The organism is Nocardia ignorata NBRC 108230 (assembly GCF_001612905.1).
In the GTDB taxonomy this organism is placed as follows: domain Bacteria; phylum Actinomycetota; class Actinomycetes; order Mycobacteriales; family Mycobacteriaceae; genus Nocardia; species Nocardia ignorata.
Genome location: NZ_BDBI01000012.1, coordinates 179845 through 197439, shown reverse-complemented (window position 1 = coordinate 197439; position 17595 = coordinate 179845). Strand labels below are relative to the sequence as shown.

Here is a 17595-nt window from a genome sequence, read left to right as displayed (position 1 = left end):
AGGAGGCACGATGGTCATCGAACGAGGCAACACCAAGCACGGTCCGGCCCACGACGAGGAACTCGCGCACGAGCTGGACGGCACCATCAAGGGCAACCGGTCGAGCCGGGCCGAGGAGTGGCACGACCCCGAGCCACCCGCCGACGACGACCCCGAAACCGGCATCCGCCCCGACACCCGAAACCGGTGACCTGGGTCGGGGACCGGATCGGGCACCTGCTGCACAAGGTCGCGCCAACGGCGGGGGCCAGCGTGCACGCGGTGACGATCGCGCGCCCCCGCGCGGACGTCGAACAGTTCTGGCTCGATCCGGCGAACCTGTCCGCGGCGCTGGACGGCATCGCCCACGTGGAATCGACCGCCCCGGACCGATTGACGTGGTCGTTCGTCGAAAACACCGCCGCCGCCGCGCAGTGGGTGAGCCGCACCGTGCGCGCCCCCGGCGAGATCCGCTTCGTCGGCGGCCGCGACCCGGCCGGCCGGTCCCAGATCCGGCTGACCTTCGCCGATGCCCCGGGCGACCTGGGTACGGAGGTGACGATCCGGGTCACCAGCCCGCTGCCCGAACAGCTCACCGGGCATGCCGCGTTCACCGCCCTCTACCGGGCGCGCGCGATCCTGCAGACCGGGGAGGCGCCGACCCTGACCCACAATCCGAGCGGACGCGAGCAGGAGGACTGATGCGAGCACTGTGCTGGAACGGCGTGAACGATCTGGCCGTGGAGACGGTGCCCGATCCCCGCCTGGTCAACCCGCACGATGTGATCGTCGCGGTCCGGTTGAGCACCACCTGCGGTTCGGATCTGCATTTCATCGACGGCTACCTGCCCGGTATGCGCGAAGGTGACGTGATCGGGCACGAATTCATGGGTGAGGTGCTCGAGGTCGGCGGCGCGGTGGAGCGGATCGCCGTCGGTGACCGGGTGGTCGTGCCGTCGTTCATCGGGTGTGGCGCGTGCTGGTACTGCGGGGCGCAGCGGTATTCGGCCTGAGACACCACCAACCCGAATGCCGCGGTGCAACAACCGATCCTGGGTTTCCCGTCCGGCGGGATCTACGGCTACACCCATCCCTTCGGCGGCTATCAGGGCTCGCACGCCGAGTACATCCGGGTGCCTTTCGGTGGTGTGAACTGTTTCCCGATTCCGGAGTCGATCACCGACGAGCAGGCCCTGTTCTGTTCCGACGCGCTGCCGACCGGGCTGATGGGCGCCGACTTCTGCGACATCTCCCCCGGCGACACCGTCGCGGTCTGGGGCAGCGGCGGCGTCGGATTGATGGCCGCCCACACCAGCCGCCTGCTCGGCGCGGGCCGGGTGATCGTGATCGACCGCGTCCCCGAACGCCTCGAGCTGGCGCGCCGGCACGCGGGCGCCGACACCATCGACTACACCAGTGCCGACAGCGTCCCAGCGACCCTGCGCGAGATGACCGGCGGGCGCGGGCCCGACGCCTGCATCGACGCGGTCGGAATGGAAGCGCACGGCACCGGCGTGCAGCACCTCTACGACCGGGCCAAATAGTTGCTGCGACTGGAAACCGACCGGGCCGCCGCGTTGCGCGAGGCGATCATGTCGTGCCGCAAGACCGGCGTGGTGTCGGTGCTCGGGGTCTACGGCGTGACCGACAAATTCCCGATGGGTGTGCTCACCAACAAGGGGCTGACCCTGCGCACCGCCCAGCAGTCCGGGCAGCGCGACGTCTCACGCATGTTCGAGTTCATCTCCAGCGGTCAGCTCGACCCGTCGTATCTGATCACCCATGATCTGCCGCTGTCGGACGCGGTGGCCGGCTACGACATCTTCAAGGACGACAAGAGCGATTGCGTGCGCGCGGTCTTCCGGCCGTGACGTTCAGCGGTGGGCGTGGCGGGTGAGCTGGTCGACCGGGTCGTGTCCGCCGACGCCGGAGGCGAATTCGCGGTAGCGCAACGTGCCACCGGCGTCGGCGGCCAGCGGTGGGGTGTCACCACCGGCGCCGTCGCCGAATCCGTGCAGCACCTCGGTGAGTGCGTCGGCGGCGCTGATCCTCGGTGTCCAGCCGAGTTCGGTGCGGGCGCGGGTGGTGTCGAGCAGCGGTAGATGCATCATCGCGTCGAACAGTTCCGGAGTGGCCGGGACCAGCCGCAACCACCAGCCCACCGTGAGCGCGGCTTTCACCGCGCGGGGCGGGACGGGAAACGTCCTGGTGCGCAGGATGCGGGTGATGGCGTCGCGGTCGATGACGTCGTCGGCGGCCAGATTGAACGCACCGCGCACCTGTTTCGTCACCGCCAGCGCGTAGGCGCGTCCCACATCGCTGCTGTGCAACGCCTGGAACCGCATTCCCCACGGATACGGCAGCACGGGCAGCACCCCGGGCCGGATCAACCGGTTGGGCAGCAGCGGTCCGGCGAACAGGCGGCGTTGTTCGCTGGCCGAGTCGTACTGGAAGGTGAACGCCGGACGCATCCGCACCACCCGGATGTCGGGGTTGTCGCGTTCGAAGATGTCGAGAAGCCGCTCCACATAGGACTTTTCGGCCATATAGGCGGCGGCCGGCCAGCCTTCGGTCGGCCAGCTCTCGGTGACGGGTTGGTCGTCCTCGCGCGGTGCGTACGCTCCGACCGAGGACGCGTAGATCAGTGCGGGCACCTCCGCTTCGGTGACAGCGGCCAGCACCCGTTCGGTGCCGTCGACATTGGTGTGCCAGGTGTCGAGCGGTCGGTGCGTCGGCTGGAACACCCAGGCCAGGTGCACCACCGCGTCCGCGCCACGGAACAACGAGACCAGATCGGCGTCGCGCACGTCGGCGCCGACCCAGTCGACCCCGGCGAGCCCACGGTCGGGTTTGCGCCGCGCCACTCCCAGCACCGACGTCACCGACGGTGTGGTGGTCAGTGCGTCGACCACCGCCGTGCCGACATTGCCTGTCGCTCCCGTCACGACCACACGCATCGCACACCTCCTCGGCTCGGTTCGCATCCTCGCCATACCCGCGCCGGTGCCGCCGACACCGATCCGCCCGGATCTGTTTGACCCGCCGCGCAGGTGGAATCGCTTCGACGACGACCACCGCCCGAGGGAGGACGCCCATGCCGTTCGACCAGACCGATCCAGGCTTTCGCGGACCAGGCCCCGAATCCGTCGATCACGTCGCCGCGCGCCGCCCGCGTGTCGTCGTCCTGGGTGATGCCGTGCTCGACGTGTGGAAATGGGGACGCTGCCACCGTCTGTGCCGGGAGGGCCCGGTGCCGGTGGTCGATGTCGCCGAGACCGCGAAAGTGCCTGGGGCGGCGGCGAATACAGCGGTCAACCTCGCCGCGCTCGGCGCGCAGGTGCAGATGGTCGCCACGGTAGGTGACGACGACGCCGGCCACGACCTTCGCGACGCGTTGCGCCGCGCCGGAGTGGGAACCGACACCGTGGTCGCCGATCCGGCCCGGCACACCGAGGTGAAGGTACGGGTGATGGCCGACGAGCAGATCCTGCTGCGCTACGACGAGGACTGTGCCCCGGTTCCCCCCGACACCACCGCCCTGCTCGACGCACTCGACACCGCCCTCGCCGCTGCCGACGCGCTGCTGATCTGCGATTACGGCGCCACCCTCGACGACACGATCCGCGACGCCCTGTGCGCGCGCCGCGACAGCCTCCCGCTGCTGGTGCTCGACGCGCACGCACCGGCCCGCTGGCAGGCGCTGCGGCCCGACCTGGTGACACCCAACGCCGAGGAGGCCGCGGCCCTGCTCGACACGACGGCGCACACCGATCACGCGCAACTGTTCATCGACCACCGCGACGAACTGATGGCCCGCACCGGAGCGGCCGCGGTGGTGGTCACCCTCGACAAGGACGGCACCGTCCTGCTCGTGGACGGCAAGCCCGCGCACCGGACCTGGGCGGTGGCGGTGCCGGAGAACCGGTCGGCCGGTGCCGGTGACACCTTCGTCGCCGCCCTCACCGCCGCCGTGCTCGACGCGATGCCGCTGACCGGCGCGGTCGAATTCGCCCAGGCGGCTGCCGATGTGGTGTTGCGCAGCCCGGGTACCGCGGTGTGCCGGTGTCCCGATCTGCGTGCCCGCCTCGGCGGCGAGGGCTCCGGGGTCCTCTCGCGCGACCAGTTCATCGCGACCGTGCGCCGCGAGCGCGCCGAGGGCGCACGGGTGGTGTTCACCAACGGCTGCTTCGACGTGCTGCACGCCGGTCACATCGCCTGCCTCAACGAGGCCAAGAGCCTCGGCGACATCCTGGTGGTCGCCGTGAACTCCGACAGCAGTGTGCGCCGCCTCAAGGGCCCCGAGCGGCCCGTGAACACCGCGGGCGACCGGTGCGCGGTGCTGGCCGCCCTGAGCTGTGTGGACCATGTGACCGTCTTCGACGAGGACACCCCCGCCGAGCTGCTGCGCGCCACCGAGCCCCAGTTGTATGTCAAAGGCGGCGACTACAGCCCGGACATGCTGCCCGAGACCCCGGTCGTCACCGGATACGGCGGGCAGGTCCGGGTCCTGAACTACCTCGCCGACCACTCCACAACGACGATGATCGACCGCATCCGCGGCCGCGTGGGAGAACGATGAGCGATACCGGTACGGATCCACACCCGGCGCGCGGTACACCTGGCGTCATCGACGACGGTCCCCGACCGTGGCGTCGAGGCCTACGGTGTCGTGCCACCGCGGTTCCGGCCGCAGGGCGGTGAAAACGCCTGCGGGGCCGAGGAATTCGTCGATCTCACGGCACACCTCCTCGACGGTGACCGAGGCGACGATCGAGTTGTCGTGTTCGCAGCGTGGGGCGCCCTCGTCGGTGAGGGTGGCACCGCAGAGCTGGCAGCGCGTGGTCCACGCGGTCAGCACCCGGTCGTTGGCGCGGTTGAGTGGTCCGGCGTTGACGAGGTTGCCGATCCAGAAGATCCCGACCGTCGGGATGCCGAGCGCTTTGGCCAGATGCCGTGGCCCGCTGTCGTTGCCGACGAAAACCGTTGTCCGCGTGAGCAGCCCGCACAGCTCGGTCATGTCGGCATCGACGAGGCAGTGCACGTGGCGGGTGTCGCAACCGCCGACCCGGTCCAGGATTTCGCGCAGCAGCGGACGGTCGTCGTGGGTGCCGATCACATGAACGGTGGCCCCGCCGCGCACACAATGTTCGATGACCTCCGCGAATTTGCGCACGGGCCACCGCCTTCGGGGATCGGTCGCCGAAGGATGAACCGTGACAACGGGCCCCGTCGCCGACCCGACGAGCCGTTCGGCGGCCGCCTCGTCGTCGGGGGTGACGGTGATCCTCGGTTCGAGAGTGACCGGTGCGGCCCCGGCCAATCCGACCACCTCGAGCGCACGGATCATCTCGTGCTGGTAGTACCGGAACGGGGTGGTCCTGGTCAGTTCGATGGCACCGTCGGCGCGCGAACCGACCGTCCACCGAGCTCCCGTGCGGCGCAGGAACCGGTTCGACCAGGCACCGCCGCCGTGCAGCTGAACACCCAGATCGACCCGCTCCCTTGTCGTTTCGTAGAGCAGCGCGCCCTCGGCGGGTGAGTCCTGCGGTGGGAGCACCCGCACGTCGTGCACCGGTCCCGGCCGTGATCGCAGCAGCGCGGCATGCAGGGCCGAACCGAACAGGGTGATCCGCGCCGACGGGTAGGTCGCGGCCAGCGCCTCGATCGCGGGCAGGGCGAGCAACACGTCGCCCAGACCACCACCGCGCAACACCACGATGCGTCCGACATCCGGGAGCGGCCGCGAGATGGGCCCGAGAACGCTGTCGCCGGACGCGGTCGTCATCTCGGCACTCCTTACCCGATTTTGTGGTGGCGGTGATCGGCACCGGCCGCAGTACCCCACCGGCGCGCACCGAAACAGTCGGACGAAACCGGCACGCCGCTGTTTGACCCACTTCTCCCCGGGCATAGCGCCCAGCGAGAACCGGTCACCCCGCAAGCGGTGCGTTCCCCGGCCGCCGCTCGCCCGACGAACGGAGTCCGCGTTGAAGATCGCCATGGTTTCCGAACACGCGAGTCCGCTGGCGCCGCTCGGCGGCACCGATGCCGGGGGTCAGAACGTCCACGTCGCCGCCCTCTCGGCCACCCTCGCCCAGCGCGGACATGAGGTGATCGTCTACACCAGACACGACGGAACCCACTCCGAACGCACGATCCACACCGACGACGGCTACCGCGTCGTGCACGTCCCCGCCGGCCCGCCGCGCCCCATCCCCAAGGACGAAATCCTCCCTCACCTCGGCGAATTCGCCGCGTTCCTGCGTGACGACTGGGCCCGCGAGCACCCCGACGTGGTACACGCGCACTTCTGGATGTCGGGCATGGCCGCCGAGCTGGCCGCCCACGGCACCGGCATCCCCGTCCTGGTCACCTTCCACGCGCTCGGCACCGTCAAACACCGGTACCAGGGCCGCGCCGACACCAGCCCACCCGCGCGTATCCGCATCGAACGTCTCGTCGCGTCGCGGTCGGCGCGGGTCATCGCCACCTGCTCCGACGAGGTCGGCGAACTCACCAAGATGGGTGTGCCACCGCATCACGTGTCGGTGGTTCCGTGCGGTGTGGACCTCGACCTGTTCACCCCCGACGGCCCGGTCGCCGAACGCGGCGCACCGCACCGCATCCTGTCGGTCGGGCGGATGGTGCCACGCAAAGGCTACGACCTGGCCATCGCCGCACTGCGCGAGTTACCCGACACCGAACTCGTCATCGCGGGCGGCGCCGACGACAAGGGCAAAACCCACGCCGAGGCGCGACGGCTGCGCGGATGTGCGCACCGCATCGGCGTCGGCGACCGGGTGCACCTGCTCGGGTCGGTCGAGCACACCGCCATGCCGGAATTGATCCGCTCCGCCGATGTCGTGGCCTGCACACCCTGGTACGAGCCGTTCGGCATCGTGCCGCTCGAGGCGATGGGCTGCGCGCGACCCGTGGTCGCCACCGCTGTCGGCGGCATGCTCGACACCGTCGTCGACGGTGTCACCGGAGCCCTGGTGGCACCGAACTCCCCCGAGGCCCTGGCCGCCGCGATCCGCCCGCTGCTCGACAACCCGCACCTGGCCGCCTCCCGCGGCGCGGCCGGGCGACGTCGAGCCGAGAACTCCTACTCCTGGGAGCGGGTCGGTACCCGAACCCTCACCGCCTACCGCAAAGTATCCGCGCGCCGCGTCGACCGGGCCGCGATGTCGGCATGACCCCGCTGAAAGGAGTTCCATCCTCGTGAACCCGTCAACACGCCCGCTCGGTACCGTCCTCGTCACCGGCGGATCCTCAGGTCTCGGCGCCGCGACCGTCGCCGCGATCCGCGCCGCGGGCGGCACACCCGTGGTGCTCGACCGCAACGCCCCCGCCGACGGAATCGACTGGGAGCAAACAGATCTCGCCGATACCGCCGCCGCGACGGCCGCGGTCGAACGGGTACTCGACCGCACCGGTGGTCACCTCGACGCGGTGTTCACCGCCGCAGGCACCGACGCCTGCGGCCCGCTCGACAGCGTGTCGGCGCAGAAGTGGGAAAACGTGGTCAAGGTGAATCTGTTCGGCACCGCCGCCGTCGTCCGCGCGGCGCTGCCCGCCCTGCGCGCGAGCAAGGGCACCGTCGTCACCTGCGCCTCCACCCTCGGCATGCGCGCGCTGCCCGACGCCACCGCCTACTGCGCGTCGAAATTCGGCGTCGTCGGCTTCACCCGCGCCCTGGCCGCCGAGACCGCGGGCGAGGTCGGCGTGACCCTGCTGGTGCCCGGCGGCATGGACACCGCCTTCTTCGACGACCGGACCCCGCAATACCAGCCACCGGCCGACGCGAAGCTCAACCGGCCCGAAGACGTCGCCGCCGCGGTCGTTTTCGCGCTCTCCCAACCACCCGGCTGTCAGGTGCGCGAACTGATGGTGTGCCCGTCGACGGAGCCGTCGTGGCCATGACGACGATCCTCGCCTGGCATGTGCACGGGTCCTGGATGAGTTCGTTCGTCCAGGGACCCCACCGCTACCTGATCCCGCACGACCCACGCTGGGGCGGGTGGGCGCTCGGCCGGTGCGGGCGACCGTGGCCGGCCGGCGCCGAGGAGATCGCCCCCGAGGCGCTCGCCGACGAACACGTGGATGTCGTTGTGGCCCAACGCCCCCGCGAACTGGAACTGGCCCAACGCTGGCTCGGCCGCACCCCCGGTGTCGACGTCCCCCTGATCTACGTCGAACACAACACCCCGTCCGGGCACGCCGCGACCACCCGGCACCCCATGGCCGACCGCGACGACCTCACCCTGGTCCACGTCACCGAGTTCAACCGGTTGATGTGGGACAACGGGCACACCAGGGTGCGCGTAATCCCCCACGGCGTCCTCGATCCCGGCCCCCTCTACACCGGCGAACTCGAGCGGGCCGCCACCATCGTCAACGAACCGGTGCGCCGCTGGCGCGTGACCGGCACCGATCTGCTCGCCGAACTCTCCGATACCACCCCGATCGATGTGTTCGGGATGGAAACCGACCACGTCCACACCGCCGTCGACCGGCCGCAAGATCGTGTGTGCGGGCACGGCGACCTGCGCCAGGACCGTCTGCACGCCGAAGTCGCGCGCCGCCGCGTGTTCGTCCACACCCCGCGCTGGACCTCGCTGGGCCTGTCGGTGCTCGAGGCCATGCATATCGGGATGCCGGTCGTCGCCGTCGCCACCACCGAGGCGGCGGCCGCGGTCCCGCCCGAGGCCGGAGTGGTGTCCACCGATGTGTCGGTCCTGGGCCGAGCACTGCAGCGTTTCGTGGCCGAACCCGATCTGGCCCAGCTCGCCGGCAAAGCCGCACGGCAGTGGGCGCAGACCAATTTCGGTATCGACCAGTTCGTCGAACGCTGGAACGACCTGCTCGCCGACACCGTGGAGGGTGGGCGGCGATGAGGCATGTGCTGGTGGCCCGGCTCGACAGCGCGGGCGACGTGCTGCTCACCGGGCCCGCCGTCCGGGCGGTCGCGGCGGGGTCCGACAAGGTCACCTTCCTCGCCGGGCCCCGCGGTGCGGCAGCGGCCCGCCTACTGCCGGGGGTGGACGAAGTCGTCGAATTCCACGCCGGGTGGGTCGATTTCGACGCGCCACCGGTCACCGGAGACGTCATCGACGCACTGCTCGACACCCTGCGCGCCGTCGCACCGACCGAGGCCGTCATCTTCACCTCGTTCCACCAGTCACCCCTGCCGTTGGCGCTGGTGCTGCGCATGGCCGGGGTCGGTCGTATCGCGGGCATCAGCGTCGACTACCCGGGATCACTGCTCGATCTGCGCGACACCCGCGACGAGGACCGGCCCGAACAGATCCGCAATCTGGCCCTGGCCGAAGCCGCCGGGTTCCCCGGTGACTCCGATCAGCTCCGGATCCGCGAGGACCTGCTGCCCGATGTCGGTACCCGCACCGGCGGGCCCGGCTACATCGTCGTCCATCCCGGCGCCGCCGTACCGGCCCGCCGGCCGGCACCGGAACGGATGAGAACCCATGTGGCAGCGCTGGTCCGGGCCGGGTACCGAGTACTGGTCACCGGTGGTCCCGACGAGCACACCGCCTTCGTCGCCGACGGGCTGGCCACCGACCTCGGCGGCCGCACCGACCTCGCCACGCTGGCAGCGATACTGCGCGACGCCGATGTCGTCATCGCCCCCAACACCGGACCCGCCCACCTGGCCGCCGCGGTCGGCACACCCGTGGTCTCCCTGTTCGCACCGGTCGTCCCGGCCGCGCGGTGGGCGCCCTACGGTGTGCCGGTCGTGGTGCTCGGTCGGTCCGCGGCGTGCGCGGGCACCAGAGCCCGCACCTGCCCGGTACCGGGACACCCGTGCCTCGACGCCATCACCTCCGAGGAAATCGTCGACGCGGTGGACACACTGTGCGCCCGACCGGCCGACACGAGGCGGCCCGCATGAACACTCGCTCACTGCCCACCACACGAACGAACGGATCCGGCCGACACGGTCGATCGCGTTCCGCCCCTCCCGCAGCGGTGCTCTTCGATCGTGATGCGACGCTGATCGAGGACGTCCCCTTTCTCGGCGACCCGGCACTGGTGCGTCCCGTGCCCGGTGCCGCCGACGCACTGGCCCGGCTACGCGCCGAAGGGATCCCGATCGGTGTGGTGAGCAACCAGTCCGGCATCGCCCGTGGCCTCATCACCCACGCCCAGGTCGGTGCGGTCAACGCCGCCGTCGAACAGCTACTCGGCCCGTTCAACACCTGGCAGATCTGCCCGCACGGTCCCGACGACGACTGCGCATGCCGCAAACCCGCCCCGGGCATGGTCTTTCGCGCCTCCGAAGAACTCGGGGTAGCGCCCGCCGACTGTGTCCTGATCGGTGACATCGGCGCCGATATCGAGGCCGCTCAGGCCGCCGGATGCGCCGCGATCCTGGTGCCCACCCCCATCACCCGGCGTGCGGAGATCGACCACGCGCACGCCACCGCTCTCGTCGCCCAGGACCTGCCGACCGCCGTCGCCCTCGCCATGACGGGCGCCGCACGAAAGGAACTCGCGCCATGAACAATCCACCCGGCACCCGCCACCTGGTCGCCGAGACCGGTGCGAACCTCGAACACCACTTCGGCGCGCTCGGCGCCGCCCTGGAACGCAACCGGACCGCCTCGATCCGCCGCATCTGGTCCTGGGGCGAACAACTCGCCGACATCTACCAACGCAACGGGCGACTGTTCACCTGCGGAAACGGTGGCAGCGCCGCCGAAGCCCAGCACCTCAGCGCCGAACTCACCGGCCGGTTCCGCACCGAACGTCGGCCGTTGGCCGCGATCGCCCTGCACTGCGACACCTCCGCGACCACCGCCATCGTCAACGACTACGGCATCGAGGAGATGTTCGCCCGCCAGCTGCGCGCCCACGGCCGCCCCGGCGACGCCCTCGTCGTGCTCTCCACCAGCGGCAGCAGCCCCAACGTCGTCGCCACCGCCAAAGCCGCCCACGAAATGGGCATCACCACCTGGGCGCTGACCGGCCCACCACCGAACACCCTCGCCTCGGTCTGCGACGACGCGATCGCCGTCGAAGCCGACAGCGTCGCCACCGTGCAGGAAATGCACCTCGTGCTCGTCCACGCCCTGTGCACCGCCCTCGATGCCGCATTGGAGGCACTGTGACCGCCCATCCAGGACCGATCGTCGTGCTCGGTGACGTCTTCCTCGACATCGACGTCGACGGTCACTGCGAACGCTACAGCCAGGACGACGCCCCGATCGTCGACGTCACCACCACCCGCTACCGGCCCGGCGGTGCAGGTCTGGCCGCCCGCCTCGCCGCGGGCGACGCCGACGAGGTGGTCCTCGTCGGCGGTTTCGCCAACGACCACGCCGGACACCAGTTGCGCGCCCTGCTCGAGCCGTACGTGCAGGTCATCGGTGTGCCGTTGCACGGTTCGACGGTGTGCAAGCAGCGGGTGCGCGCCGACGGACGCTGCACCGACGGTGAGGATCCCGTGGTGATCGCCCGCTGCGATTCGGGCACCGGCAAGGTGGCGCCGGGGCCGATCCCCACCGATATCGACAGCGTCCTGGCCCGCGCCTCGGGTGTGCTGGTGTCCGACTACGGCCGCGGCATGACCTCGCACCCGCAGATCCGTGGTCTGCTGCGCACCCTCGCCCCACGCATTCCGGTGGTGTGGGACCCGCACCCACTGGGTTCGCTACCGATTCCAGACACGGCCATCGTCACCCCCAACCGCAGCGAGGCATTGCGGTTGCTCGATTCGGCCTCCTCGATCCGCGACACGAGCACCCTGGCCCGCCTGTGGTCGGCGCGCGCGGTCGCGGTCACCCTCGGAGCCGAGGGCGCCTATCTGTGCGGTGCGGAATTCCCGGCCGGGATGCGTATCCAGGTGCCGCCGGGGCGCCGTGCCCCCGAAGGCGTCGATATCTGCGGGGCCGGTGACCGATTCGCCGCGGCCGTCACCGTGGTGCTGGCCGAAGGCGAGTCGACCGAACCCGCGGTCCGCCACGCCGTGAGCGCGGCCGCCGAATTCGTGTGCAACGGTGCGGCGTCCTCGCTCGCCGAGCCCGAACCGGCCGTGGCCGACGCGATGGCGGAGGTGGTCGGGTGGCGGTGATCCTGCCACCGCGCGGAACTGAACGCGGGTTTACCACCCACCTCAGCGGGCATGCGCCCGTCGTCCAGGCAAGCGGGCCGGGCACACCCGGCCCATCCGAAAGGAGCACGCCGTGTCCACACGTGTAGGCAGAACGGGTTCGGCCCGGTCACCGATCCAACTGGCCTCGCTGGCCGTAGGCGCGGTCTTCCTGCTGGTCGGAGTCCTCGGATTCATCCCCGGCATCACCACCGACTACGACCACCTCCAGTGGGCAGGCCACGAATCGCACGCGAAGCTGTTCGGCCTGTTCGCCGTGTCGGTGCTGCACAACATCGTGCACCTAGTCTTCGGCGTCCTCGGCCTGCTGGCCGCGGCGAGCGCCGCGACCGCGCGAACGTTCCTCATCGGCGGCGGTGTCGTCTACCTGGTCCTGTGGCTCTATGGATTGCTGGTCGACGAGCAAAGCGACGCCAACTTCGTCCCGCTCAACGACGCCGACAACTGGCTGCACCTGGGCCTCGGGCTCGGCATGATAGCACTGGGCGCCCTGCTGCCCCGGACCGTCGCGACCACCGTGGACCGCCGCCGATGATCGACAAAGCAACCCTCACCGACCTCCCGAACACCGTGGTACGCACCGCTTTCCAGGCCGGTGCCAAGGTCAGGCACGCGCGGGTGTTCCATCCGCGCGGCCTGCGCCTGGCCGGACGCTTCCACGCCGCCGCCGACTTCGTGCCCTGGTTCGGGCCGGGCGAACGCGCCGTCATCGGCAGACTGTCCAAAGGCATCGGCACCCCGACCGGCATCCCCGACGTACTAGGCCTGGCCTTCCGTGTCCTCGACCGAGACGATCACCCCTGGGACTTCGCCCTCGCCACCACCGGACGCGGCACACTCGGCCGGTTCGTCATCACCGCCGCACGCGGCTGGGACCGCGCCTGCTTCGGTTCGCTGATGCCCTACCGCTTCGGCGACGACTCACCGGTCTGGTTCTTCGCCGAACCCCTCGACGACCTGCCCGGCACCGCCTCCCTGCAAGCACTGCGCGACCACCTCGACAACGATCACCTCCTGCGGTTCTCCCTCACCGCCGAACCCCTCGGCGGAGAACCGATCCCCGTCGGCGAACTCGACCTGCGCCGCGCCGAACCCGGCGAATACCGCACCGACTTCTTCGACCCGATCCTCAACCGCCCGGCCGGTGTCGCCCTGGTCCCGCACGCGCTCGACCGGTTCCGCGAAAGCGCCTACACCGGAAGCCGGCGCGGCCGAACAGACGAAACCGACCATCCCCCAACATGATTCCTGTTTCCCCGCCGCCTACCGGGTATGCCGACCACATGACCACAACCACCGCACCCCCCACCACCTCCCCCGAGGAGATCGCCGACGCGGTGCGCTCCGCGCGCGCCGCCCAACTCGGCTGGGCAAGCGTCCCACCCGCCGACCGCGCCGGGATGCTCCGCGCCGCCGCAGCGGCCGTGCGCGCCCACACCGACGAGCTCGCCACCACCCTCGAATCCGAAACCGGACGCCCCGCCGCCTCCGGACGCGAGGGAGTCCTCGCGGGGGCCTCCACCCTCGACCAGTACGCCGAACTGGGCCCCCTGCATCGCGGCAAATCGCTGCAGGGCTCCCCCGAGGCCACCGACTTCATGATCCCGGAACCACGCGGTGTGGTCGTCGCCCTCACCCCGTGGAACGACCCGGTCGCCATCGCCTGCGGGCTGCTCGGCGCCGCCGTCGTCACCGGAAACACGGTGCTGCACAAGCCGAGCGAACGTTGTCCGCGCACCGGCGAACTCCTCGGGCAGATCATGTCGCCCCACTTCCCCGACGCGGTCCTCGCCACCGTCACCGGCGGTGGCGACATCGGCGCCCTGCTCGCGTCCTCCCCCGAGGTCGACGTGATCGCCCATGTCGGCAGCAGCGAGACCGGGCAGCGCATCGCCGCCGCGGCCGCCCGCACCGGCGCAAAGGTGCTGCTCGAGAACGGCGGCAACGACCCACTGCTCATCGACGCCGACGTCGACCCCGAATGGGCCGCCGAACAGGCCGCACTCGGCGCGTTCGCCAACGCGGGCCAGATCTGCACCTCGGTCGAACGCATCTACGTCCACACCGCCGTCGCCCCCCGCTTCCTCGAAGCGCTGTGTGCCCGCGCCGCCGCATGGAACGAACACCCGCAACCACTCGTCGACGCCCGCCAACGCGCCCACGTCCACGACCACGTCGCCGACGCCGTCGACCACGGCGCGCGCGTCCTCGTCGGCGGCCACATCCCCGACGGGCCCGGCGCGACCTACCCGGCCACCGTCCTCACCGATTGCCTCCCCCAGATGCGGGTGCTGCGCGAGGAAACCTTCGGTCCGGTCGCCCCGGTCCGGGTGGTCCCCGACTTCGATACCGGGCTCGACGAAGCCGCCACCGGTGAATACGGCCTCGCGGCCACCGTCCTGACAGGTTCCATGGACCACGCCCAAAGAGCGTGGCGCACTTTGCCTGTCGCGACGGTGAAGATCAACGCCGTCTTCGGTGGCGCCCCGGGCGGAGCCGCCCAACCCCGCGGCCGTTCCGGCAACGGCTTCGGCTACGGCCCCGAACTGCTCGACGAAATGACCACCGTGAAAGTCGTCCACGTGAGGAGTGCACCATGCCCCAGCAGCCACTGACCGGTAAGCGCGTCGCCATCCTGGCCACCGACGGCGTCGAACAGGTCGAACTCGTGCAACCCCGGGCCGCCGTCGAAGACGCGGGCGCGACCACCACCCTGATCTCCCTGGAATCGGGCAGCATCCAGGCCATGAACCACGACGTCGAGAAGGGCGACACCTTCACCGTGGACCAGGTCGTCAGCCAGGCCAGCCCCGACGACTACGACGCCCTCATCCTGCCCGGCGGCACCACCAACCCCGACAAACTCCGCCAGGACTCCTCGGCCGTCGGCTTCGTGAAACAGTTCGCCGCGACCGGCAAACCGATCGGCGTCATCTGCCACGGCCCCTGGACTCTCGTCGAGGCCGACGCGGTACGCGGCCGCACCCTCACCGGCTACCCCAGTGTGCGCACCGACATCCGCAATGCGGGCGGCACCGTCGTCGACGAGGAGGTCGTCACCGACAACGGGCTCGTCTCCAGCCGCAACCCCGGCGATCTGCCCGCCTTCTGCGCCAAGATCGTCGAGGAATTCGCCGAAGGCCGACACTGACCGAGGCCGCCGAGCCGATCCCCACCCGACCGGTCACCGCGCGGTAGCGTGGACATCGGAGATCGGAGGGCTCGGTGGAGGACGCGTTCCGGGACCGGCCCGGAGAATCACCCGACCGGCGGCGCGTCGGCGGCGAAGGTTCGCTGTTCGGCGGCATCGGCGCGCTCTGCACCGCCGCGGTCCGGCTCACCGGCGTCGACGGGGCCGCCGTCGCCCTGCTCAGCCGCACCTCCCAAGCGCGAGAACTCGTCTACGCCACCGATGCCACCGCCCAGCACCTCGACGAACTCCAATTCGTCGTCGGCGAGGGGCCCTGCATCGACACCTACCGCCGCGGCGAACGACAACTGTGGCCGGACCTGACCGCTACCCCGGCGACCACCCGCTGGCCCGTGTTCACCACCGAACTCCTCACGCTCGGTGTGCGGGCCCTTTTCGCCTTCCCGGTCCCGAGCGAGGGCACCACCGTCGGCGTGCTGGAACTGTATCGGGCGAGCAGCGGCCGCCTCACCGCCGTCGAACAGGAATCGGGCCTCGCGTGCGCGGCCGCGATCGGCCACATGTTCGGCACCGATCTGTACCGGCTCGCGAACACCGATCCCCTTACGGTCGAGTCCGCGGGCGAGGAATTCTCGCGCGCGGTGATCTTCAATGCCGCGGGCATGGTGGCGGTGCAGCTGGCCGTGTCGGCGGACGAAGCCCTGGCCCGGCTGCGTGCGTACTGTTATGCCAACGGCCGCTCGCTCAGCGCGGTCGCCGCCGATATCGTGGCTCGCAGACTGTCGCTGCGCGACGAGCGTGATTCCAGTGAAGGGCAGGGACGATGAACACCGCGCGGACCCGCCTCGCCGTCGCGGATCTGACCGCGACACTGGCCACCGATTTCGACGTACCCGCCCTCTTGCACGCCGTCGCCGAACACGCCTGCCAGTGCTTCGACGCTGTCTCGGCCGCAGTGATCCTGCTCGACAAGCGCCCCGACGGCAGCGGCATCCAGATCGTCGCCGAAGCATCCCGTGAAGACACCGTCGCCGACCCGCGCCTGCACATCAGCGGCCCCGGGCTGGCCAGCGCACGCGACGGTGCCGTCGCCATGATCACCGATATCGACCAGCCCGACGAGGGCGTCCGCTGGCCCGGCTACTGTCACCACGCCCGCGCGGCCGGTATGCGATCGGTGCGCGCATTCCCAGTCAAAGCCATGACAATGCCGCTCGGCTCGGTCGTCGTCCACGCCGACGAACCGTGGGGCAATGAGCGCCCCAACGACTTCGGGCAGATCCTGGCCGACCTCACCGCGATCGCCCTGTCCATGGGAACCGAACACGGCCGGGTGAGCACCACCGCCGACACAGTCGCAGCGGTTCTCGACGGCACCAGCGTCATCGCCACAGCCGTCGGCATCCTCGCCGAATACTTCGACCTCGATCTCGATGCCGCCCGCGCACGGCTCCGCAAACTCGCCCGCGCGCACCAGAGCACCTCGACCGCACAGGCGGCGGCCATCGTCGACGCCCAGAACACCAACCCGGACGACCCGGGCGCCGCGCCTGCCCTGCACATCCCCGACGAGCCCGTAGCACCTCCACACATCGACCGATAGGGACGGCGCCCTACTCCTTCACAGAGTCGGGCATGTGCGCGGTGAGCAGCACATGGTCCAGCCTGCTGCGCAACTTCACCTCGTCACCGGCCACTTTCGGCAGCTCGGCGACCACCCGCTCCGCGATCGTGCGCAACTTGACATTGGTTTCCTGCGAGCGCCACCGCAACACCCGGAACGCCTGTTCGGCGCTGATCGCGTACACCAGCATCAACGCGCCCTTGGCCTGCTCGATCACCGTCCGCGCCTCGAGCACACCCGGCAACGTCGTGTCGAGCGCCTCCCGCCGGAACACCTCGGCGGTCTCGGATACATCGATGTAGTACCCGGCAGTGCCGATCACCGCGCCGCTGTCGTCGCGCCACGGCTCCGACACCACGAGCACATCCTTGACCTGGCCATCGGTGTCGACGATGCGGTGATGACTCGAGAACGCGCCACCGTCCTCCACCGAGGTGATCATCGCCTCGAGCCGGTCGCGATCACGCGGATGTTTGTGCGACAACAGCAAATCCGTCGTCGGCACGGTCCCCGGCGGGTAACCGTGCATCGCGGCGACCTCGTCGGACCACTCCCACCGATGCGTGCCGAACCGGTACCGGAACCACCCCACCCGCAACGGATCGCCCACACCGACGACTCGCTCGACGAGCAAGCGCTCGTCGGAGGACACATCCCGCCGATCGGTCATGCCCTCAGTATTCACCGCCCGCGCGGTCGCGGCGCCGGCGC

General features: G+C 70.3%; 19 protein-coding genes and 1 pseudogene. 17 read left to right on the top strand and 3 right to left on the bottom strand.

Going from position 1 to position 17595, the window contains the following annotated elements; all coding sequences use genetic code 11:
• The first annotated feature begins 10 nt into the window (after positions 1 to 10).
• The 3 genes and pseudogenes from NI2_RS12075 to NI2_RS12065 all read left to right on the top strand — a co-directional run bounded on the left by NI2_RS12075 (position 11) and on the right by NI2_RS12065 (position 1850).
• On the top strand, positions 11 to 190 hold the full coding sequence (locus tag NI2_RS12075) for a hypothetical protein (RefSeq protein WP_067489744.1): 180 nt from the start codon (positions 11 to 13) through the stop codon (positions 188 to 190).
• On the top strand, positions 187 to 681 hold the full coding sequence (locus NI2_RS12070) for an SRPBCC family protein (RefSeq protein ID WP_067489741.1): 495 nt from the start codon (positions 187 to 189) through the stop codon (positions 679 to 681). Before NI2_RS12075 ends, NI2_RS12070 begins: the two co-directional genes overlap by 4 nt.
• Positions 681 to 1850 (top strand): annotated as a pseudogene (locus tag NI2_RS12065) (zinc-dependent alcohol dehydrogenase). The gene NI2_RS12070 and the pseudogene NI2_RS12065 overlap by 1 nt, the downstream one beginning before the upstream one ends.
• 3 nt (positions 1851 to 1853) lie before the next feature.
• On the opposite strand, the gene NI2_RS12060 reads toward NI2_RS12065, so the two are convergent.
• Positions 1854 to 2936, bottom strand: coding sequence for an NAD-dependent epimerase/dehydratase family protein (locus NI2_RS12060; RefSeq protein ID WP_067489739.1), 1083 nt, complete (start codon positions 2934 to 2936; stop codon positions 1854 to 1856).
• A gap of 137 nt (positions 2937 to 3073) precedes the next feature.
• Between NI2_RS12060 and rfaE2 the strand changes: the two genes are divergently transcribed.
• Complete coding sequence (rfaE2, locus tag NI2_RS12055) at positions 3074 to 4558, top strand: D-glycero-beta-D-manno-heptose 1-phosphate adenylyltransferase (RefSeq protein WP_067489736.1); 1485 nt, start codon at positions 3074 to 3076, stop codon at positions 4556 to 4558.
• A gap of 45 nt (positions 4559 to 4603) precedes the next feature.
• Here the strand turns inward: rfaE2 and NI2_RS12050 are convergent, their stop codons facing one another.
• Positions 4604 to 5764 carry a glycosyltransferase family 9 protein gene (locus NI2_RS12050; RefSeq protein ID WP_084476368.1) on the bottom strand — a complete coding sequence of 387 codons (1161 nt, stop codon included), beginning with the start codon at positions 5762 to 5764 and terminating at the stop codon, positions 4604 to 4606.
• Positions 5765 to 5966: 202 nt separating this feature from the next.
• Between NI2_RS12050 and NI2_RS12045 the strand changes: the two genes are divergently transcribed.
• The 13 genes from NI2_RS12045 to NI2_RS11985 all read left to right on the top strand — a co-directional run bounded on the left by NI2_RS12045 (position 5967) and on the right by NI2_RS11985 (position 16863).
• On the top strand, positions 5967 to 7175 hold the full coding sequence (locus NI2_RS12045; protein WP_067489733.1) for a glycosyltransferase: 1209 nt from the start codon (positions 5967 to 5969) through the stop codon (positions 7173 to 7175).
• Between the two features lie 19 nt (positions 7176 to 7194).
• Entirely contained in the window at positions 7195 to 7902 is a 708-nt protein-coding gene (locus NI2_RS12040) for an SDR family oxidoreductase (protein ID WP_371851977.1), read from the top strand.
• Positions 7899 to 8876 (top strand): glycosyltransferase, encoded by a 978-nt coding sequence (locus NI2_RS12035; RefSeq protein ID WP_067489727.1) that lies wholly within the window; start codon positions 7899 to 7901, stop codon positions 8874 to 8876. The genes NI2_RS12040 and NI2_RS12035 overlap by 4 nt, the downstream gene beginning before the upstream one ends.
• Positions 8873 to 9889, top strand: coding sequence for a glycosyltransferase family 9 protein (locus NI2_RS12030; protein WP_067489724.1), 1017 nt, complete (start codon positions 8873 to 8875; stop codon positions 9887 to 9889). The genes NI2_RS12035 and NI2_RS12030 overlap by 4 nt, the downstream gene beginning before the upstream one ends.
• Positions 9890 to 9966: 77 nt before the next feature.
• Positions 9967 to 10500, top strand: coding sequence for an HAD family hydrolase (locus NI2_RS12025; RefSeq protein ID WP_243750007.1), 534 nt, complete (start codon positions 9967 to 9969; stop codon positions 10498 to 10500).
• Positions 10497 to 11108: a D-sedoheptulose-7-phosphate isomerase gene (locus NI2_RS12020; RefSeq protein ID WP_067489721.1), complete on the top strand. Its 612-nt coding sequence runs from the start codon at positions 10497 to 10499 to the stop codon at positions 11106 to 11108. Before NI2_RS12025 ends, NI2_RS12020 begins: the two co-directional genes overlap by 4 nt.
• On the top strand, positions 11105 to 12070 hold the full coding sequence (locus NI2_RS12015; protein ID WP_067489718.1) for a PfkB family carbohydrate kinase: 966 nt from the start codon (positions 11105 to 11107) through the stop codon (positions 12068 to 12070). The genes NI2_RS12020 and NI2_RS12015 overlap by 4 nt, the downstream gene beginning before the upstream one ends.
• A 112-nt stretch (positions 12071 to 12182) precedes the next feature.
• On the top strand, positions 12183 to 12644 hold the full coding sequence (locus NI2_RS12010; RefSeq protein ID WP_067489714.1) for a DUF4383 domain-containing protein: 462 nt from the start codon (positions 12183 to 12185) through the stop codon (positions 12642 to 12644).
• Entirely contained in the window at positions 12641 to 13354 is a 714-nt protein-coding gene (locus NI2_RS12005; protein WP_067489711.1) for a phosphodiesterase, read from the top strand. Before NI2_RS12010 ends, NI2_RS12005 begins: the two co-directional genes overlap by 4 nt.
• A gap of 38 nt (positions 13355 to 13392) precedes the next feature.
• On the top strand, positions 13393 to 14724 hold the full coding sequence (locus NI2_RS12000) for an aldehyde dehydrogenase family protein (RefSeq protein WP_067489708.1): 1332 nt from the start codon (positions 13393 to 13395) through the stop codon (positions 14722 to 14724).
• On the top strand, positions 14706 to 15260 hold the full coding sequence (locus NI2_RS11995; protein WP_067489705.1) for a type 1 glutamine amidotransferase domain-containing protein: 555 nt from the start codon (positions 14706 to 14708) through the stop codon (positions 15258 to 15260). Before NI2_RS12000 ends, NI2_RS11995 begins: the two co-directional genes overlap by 19 nt.
• A 74-nt stretch (positions 15261 to 15334) precedes the next feature.
• Positions 15335 to 16087 carry a GAF and ANTAR domain-containing protein gene (locus NI2_RS11990; RefSeq protein WP_067489702.1) on the top strand — a complete coding sequence of 251 codons (753 nt, stop codon included), beginning with the start codon at positions 15335 to 15337 and terminating at the stop codon, positions 16085 to 16087.
• Positions 16084 to 16863 carry a GAF domain-containing protein gene (locus NI2_RS11985; protein ID WP_067489699.1) on the top strand — a complete coding sequence of 260 codons (780 nt, stop codon included), beginning with the start codon at positions 16084 to 16086 and terminating at the stop codon, positions 16861 to 16863. The genes NI2_RS11990 and NI2_RS11985 overlap by 4 nt, the downstream gene beginning before the upstream one ends.
• A 10-nt stretch (positions 16864 to 16873) precedes the next feature.
• Here the strand turns inward: NI2_RS11985 and NI2_RS11980 are convergent, their stop codons facing one another.
• On the bottom strand, positions 16874 to 17554 hold the full coding sequence (locus NI2_RS11980) for a PAS and ANTAR domain-containing protein (RefSeq protein WP_067489696.1): 681 nt from the start codon (positions 17552 to 17554) through the stop codon (positions 16874 to 16876).
• Positions 17555 to 17595 lie beyond the last annotated feature (41 nt).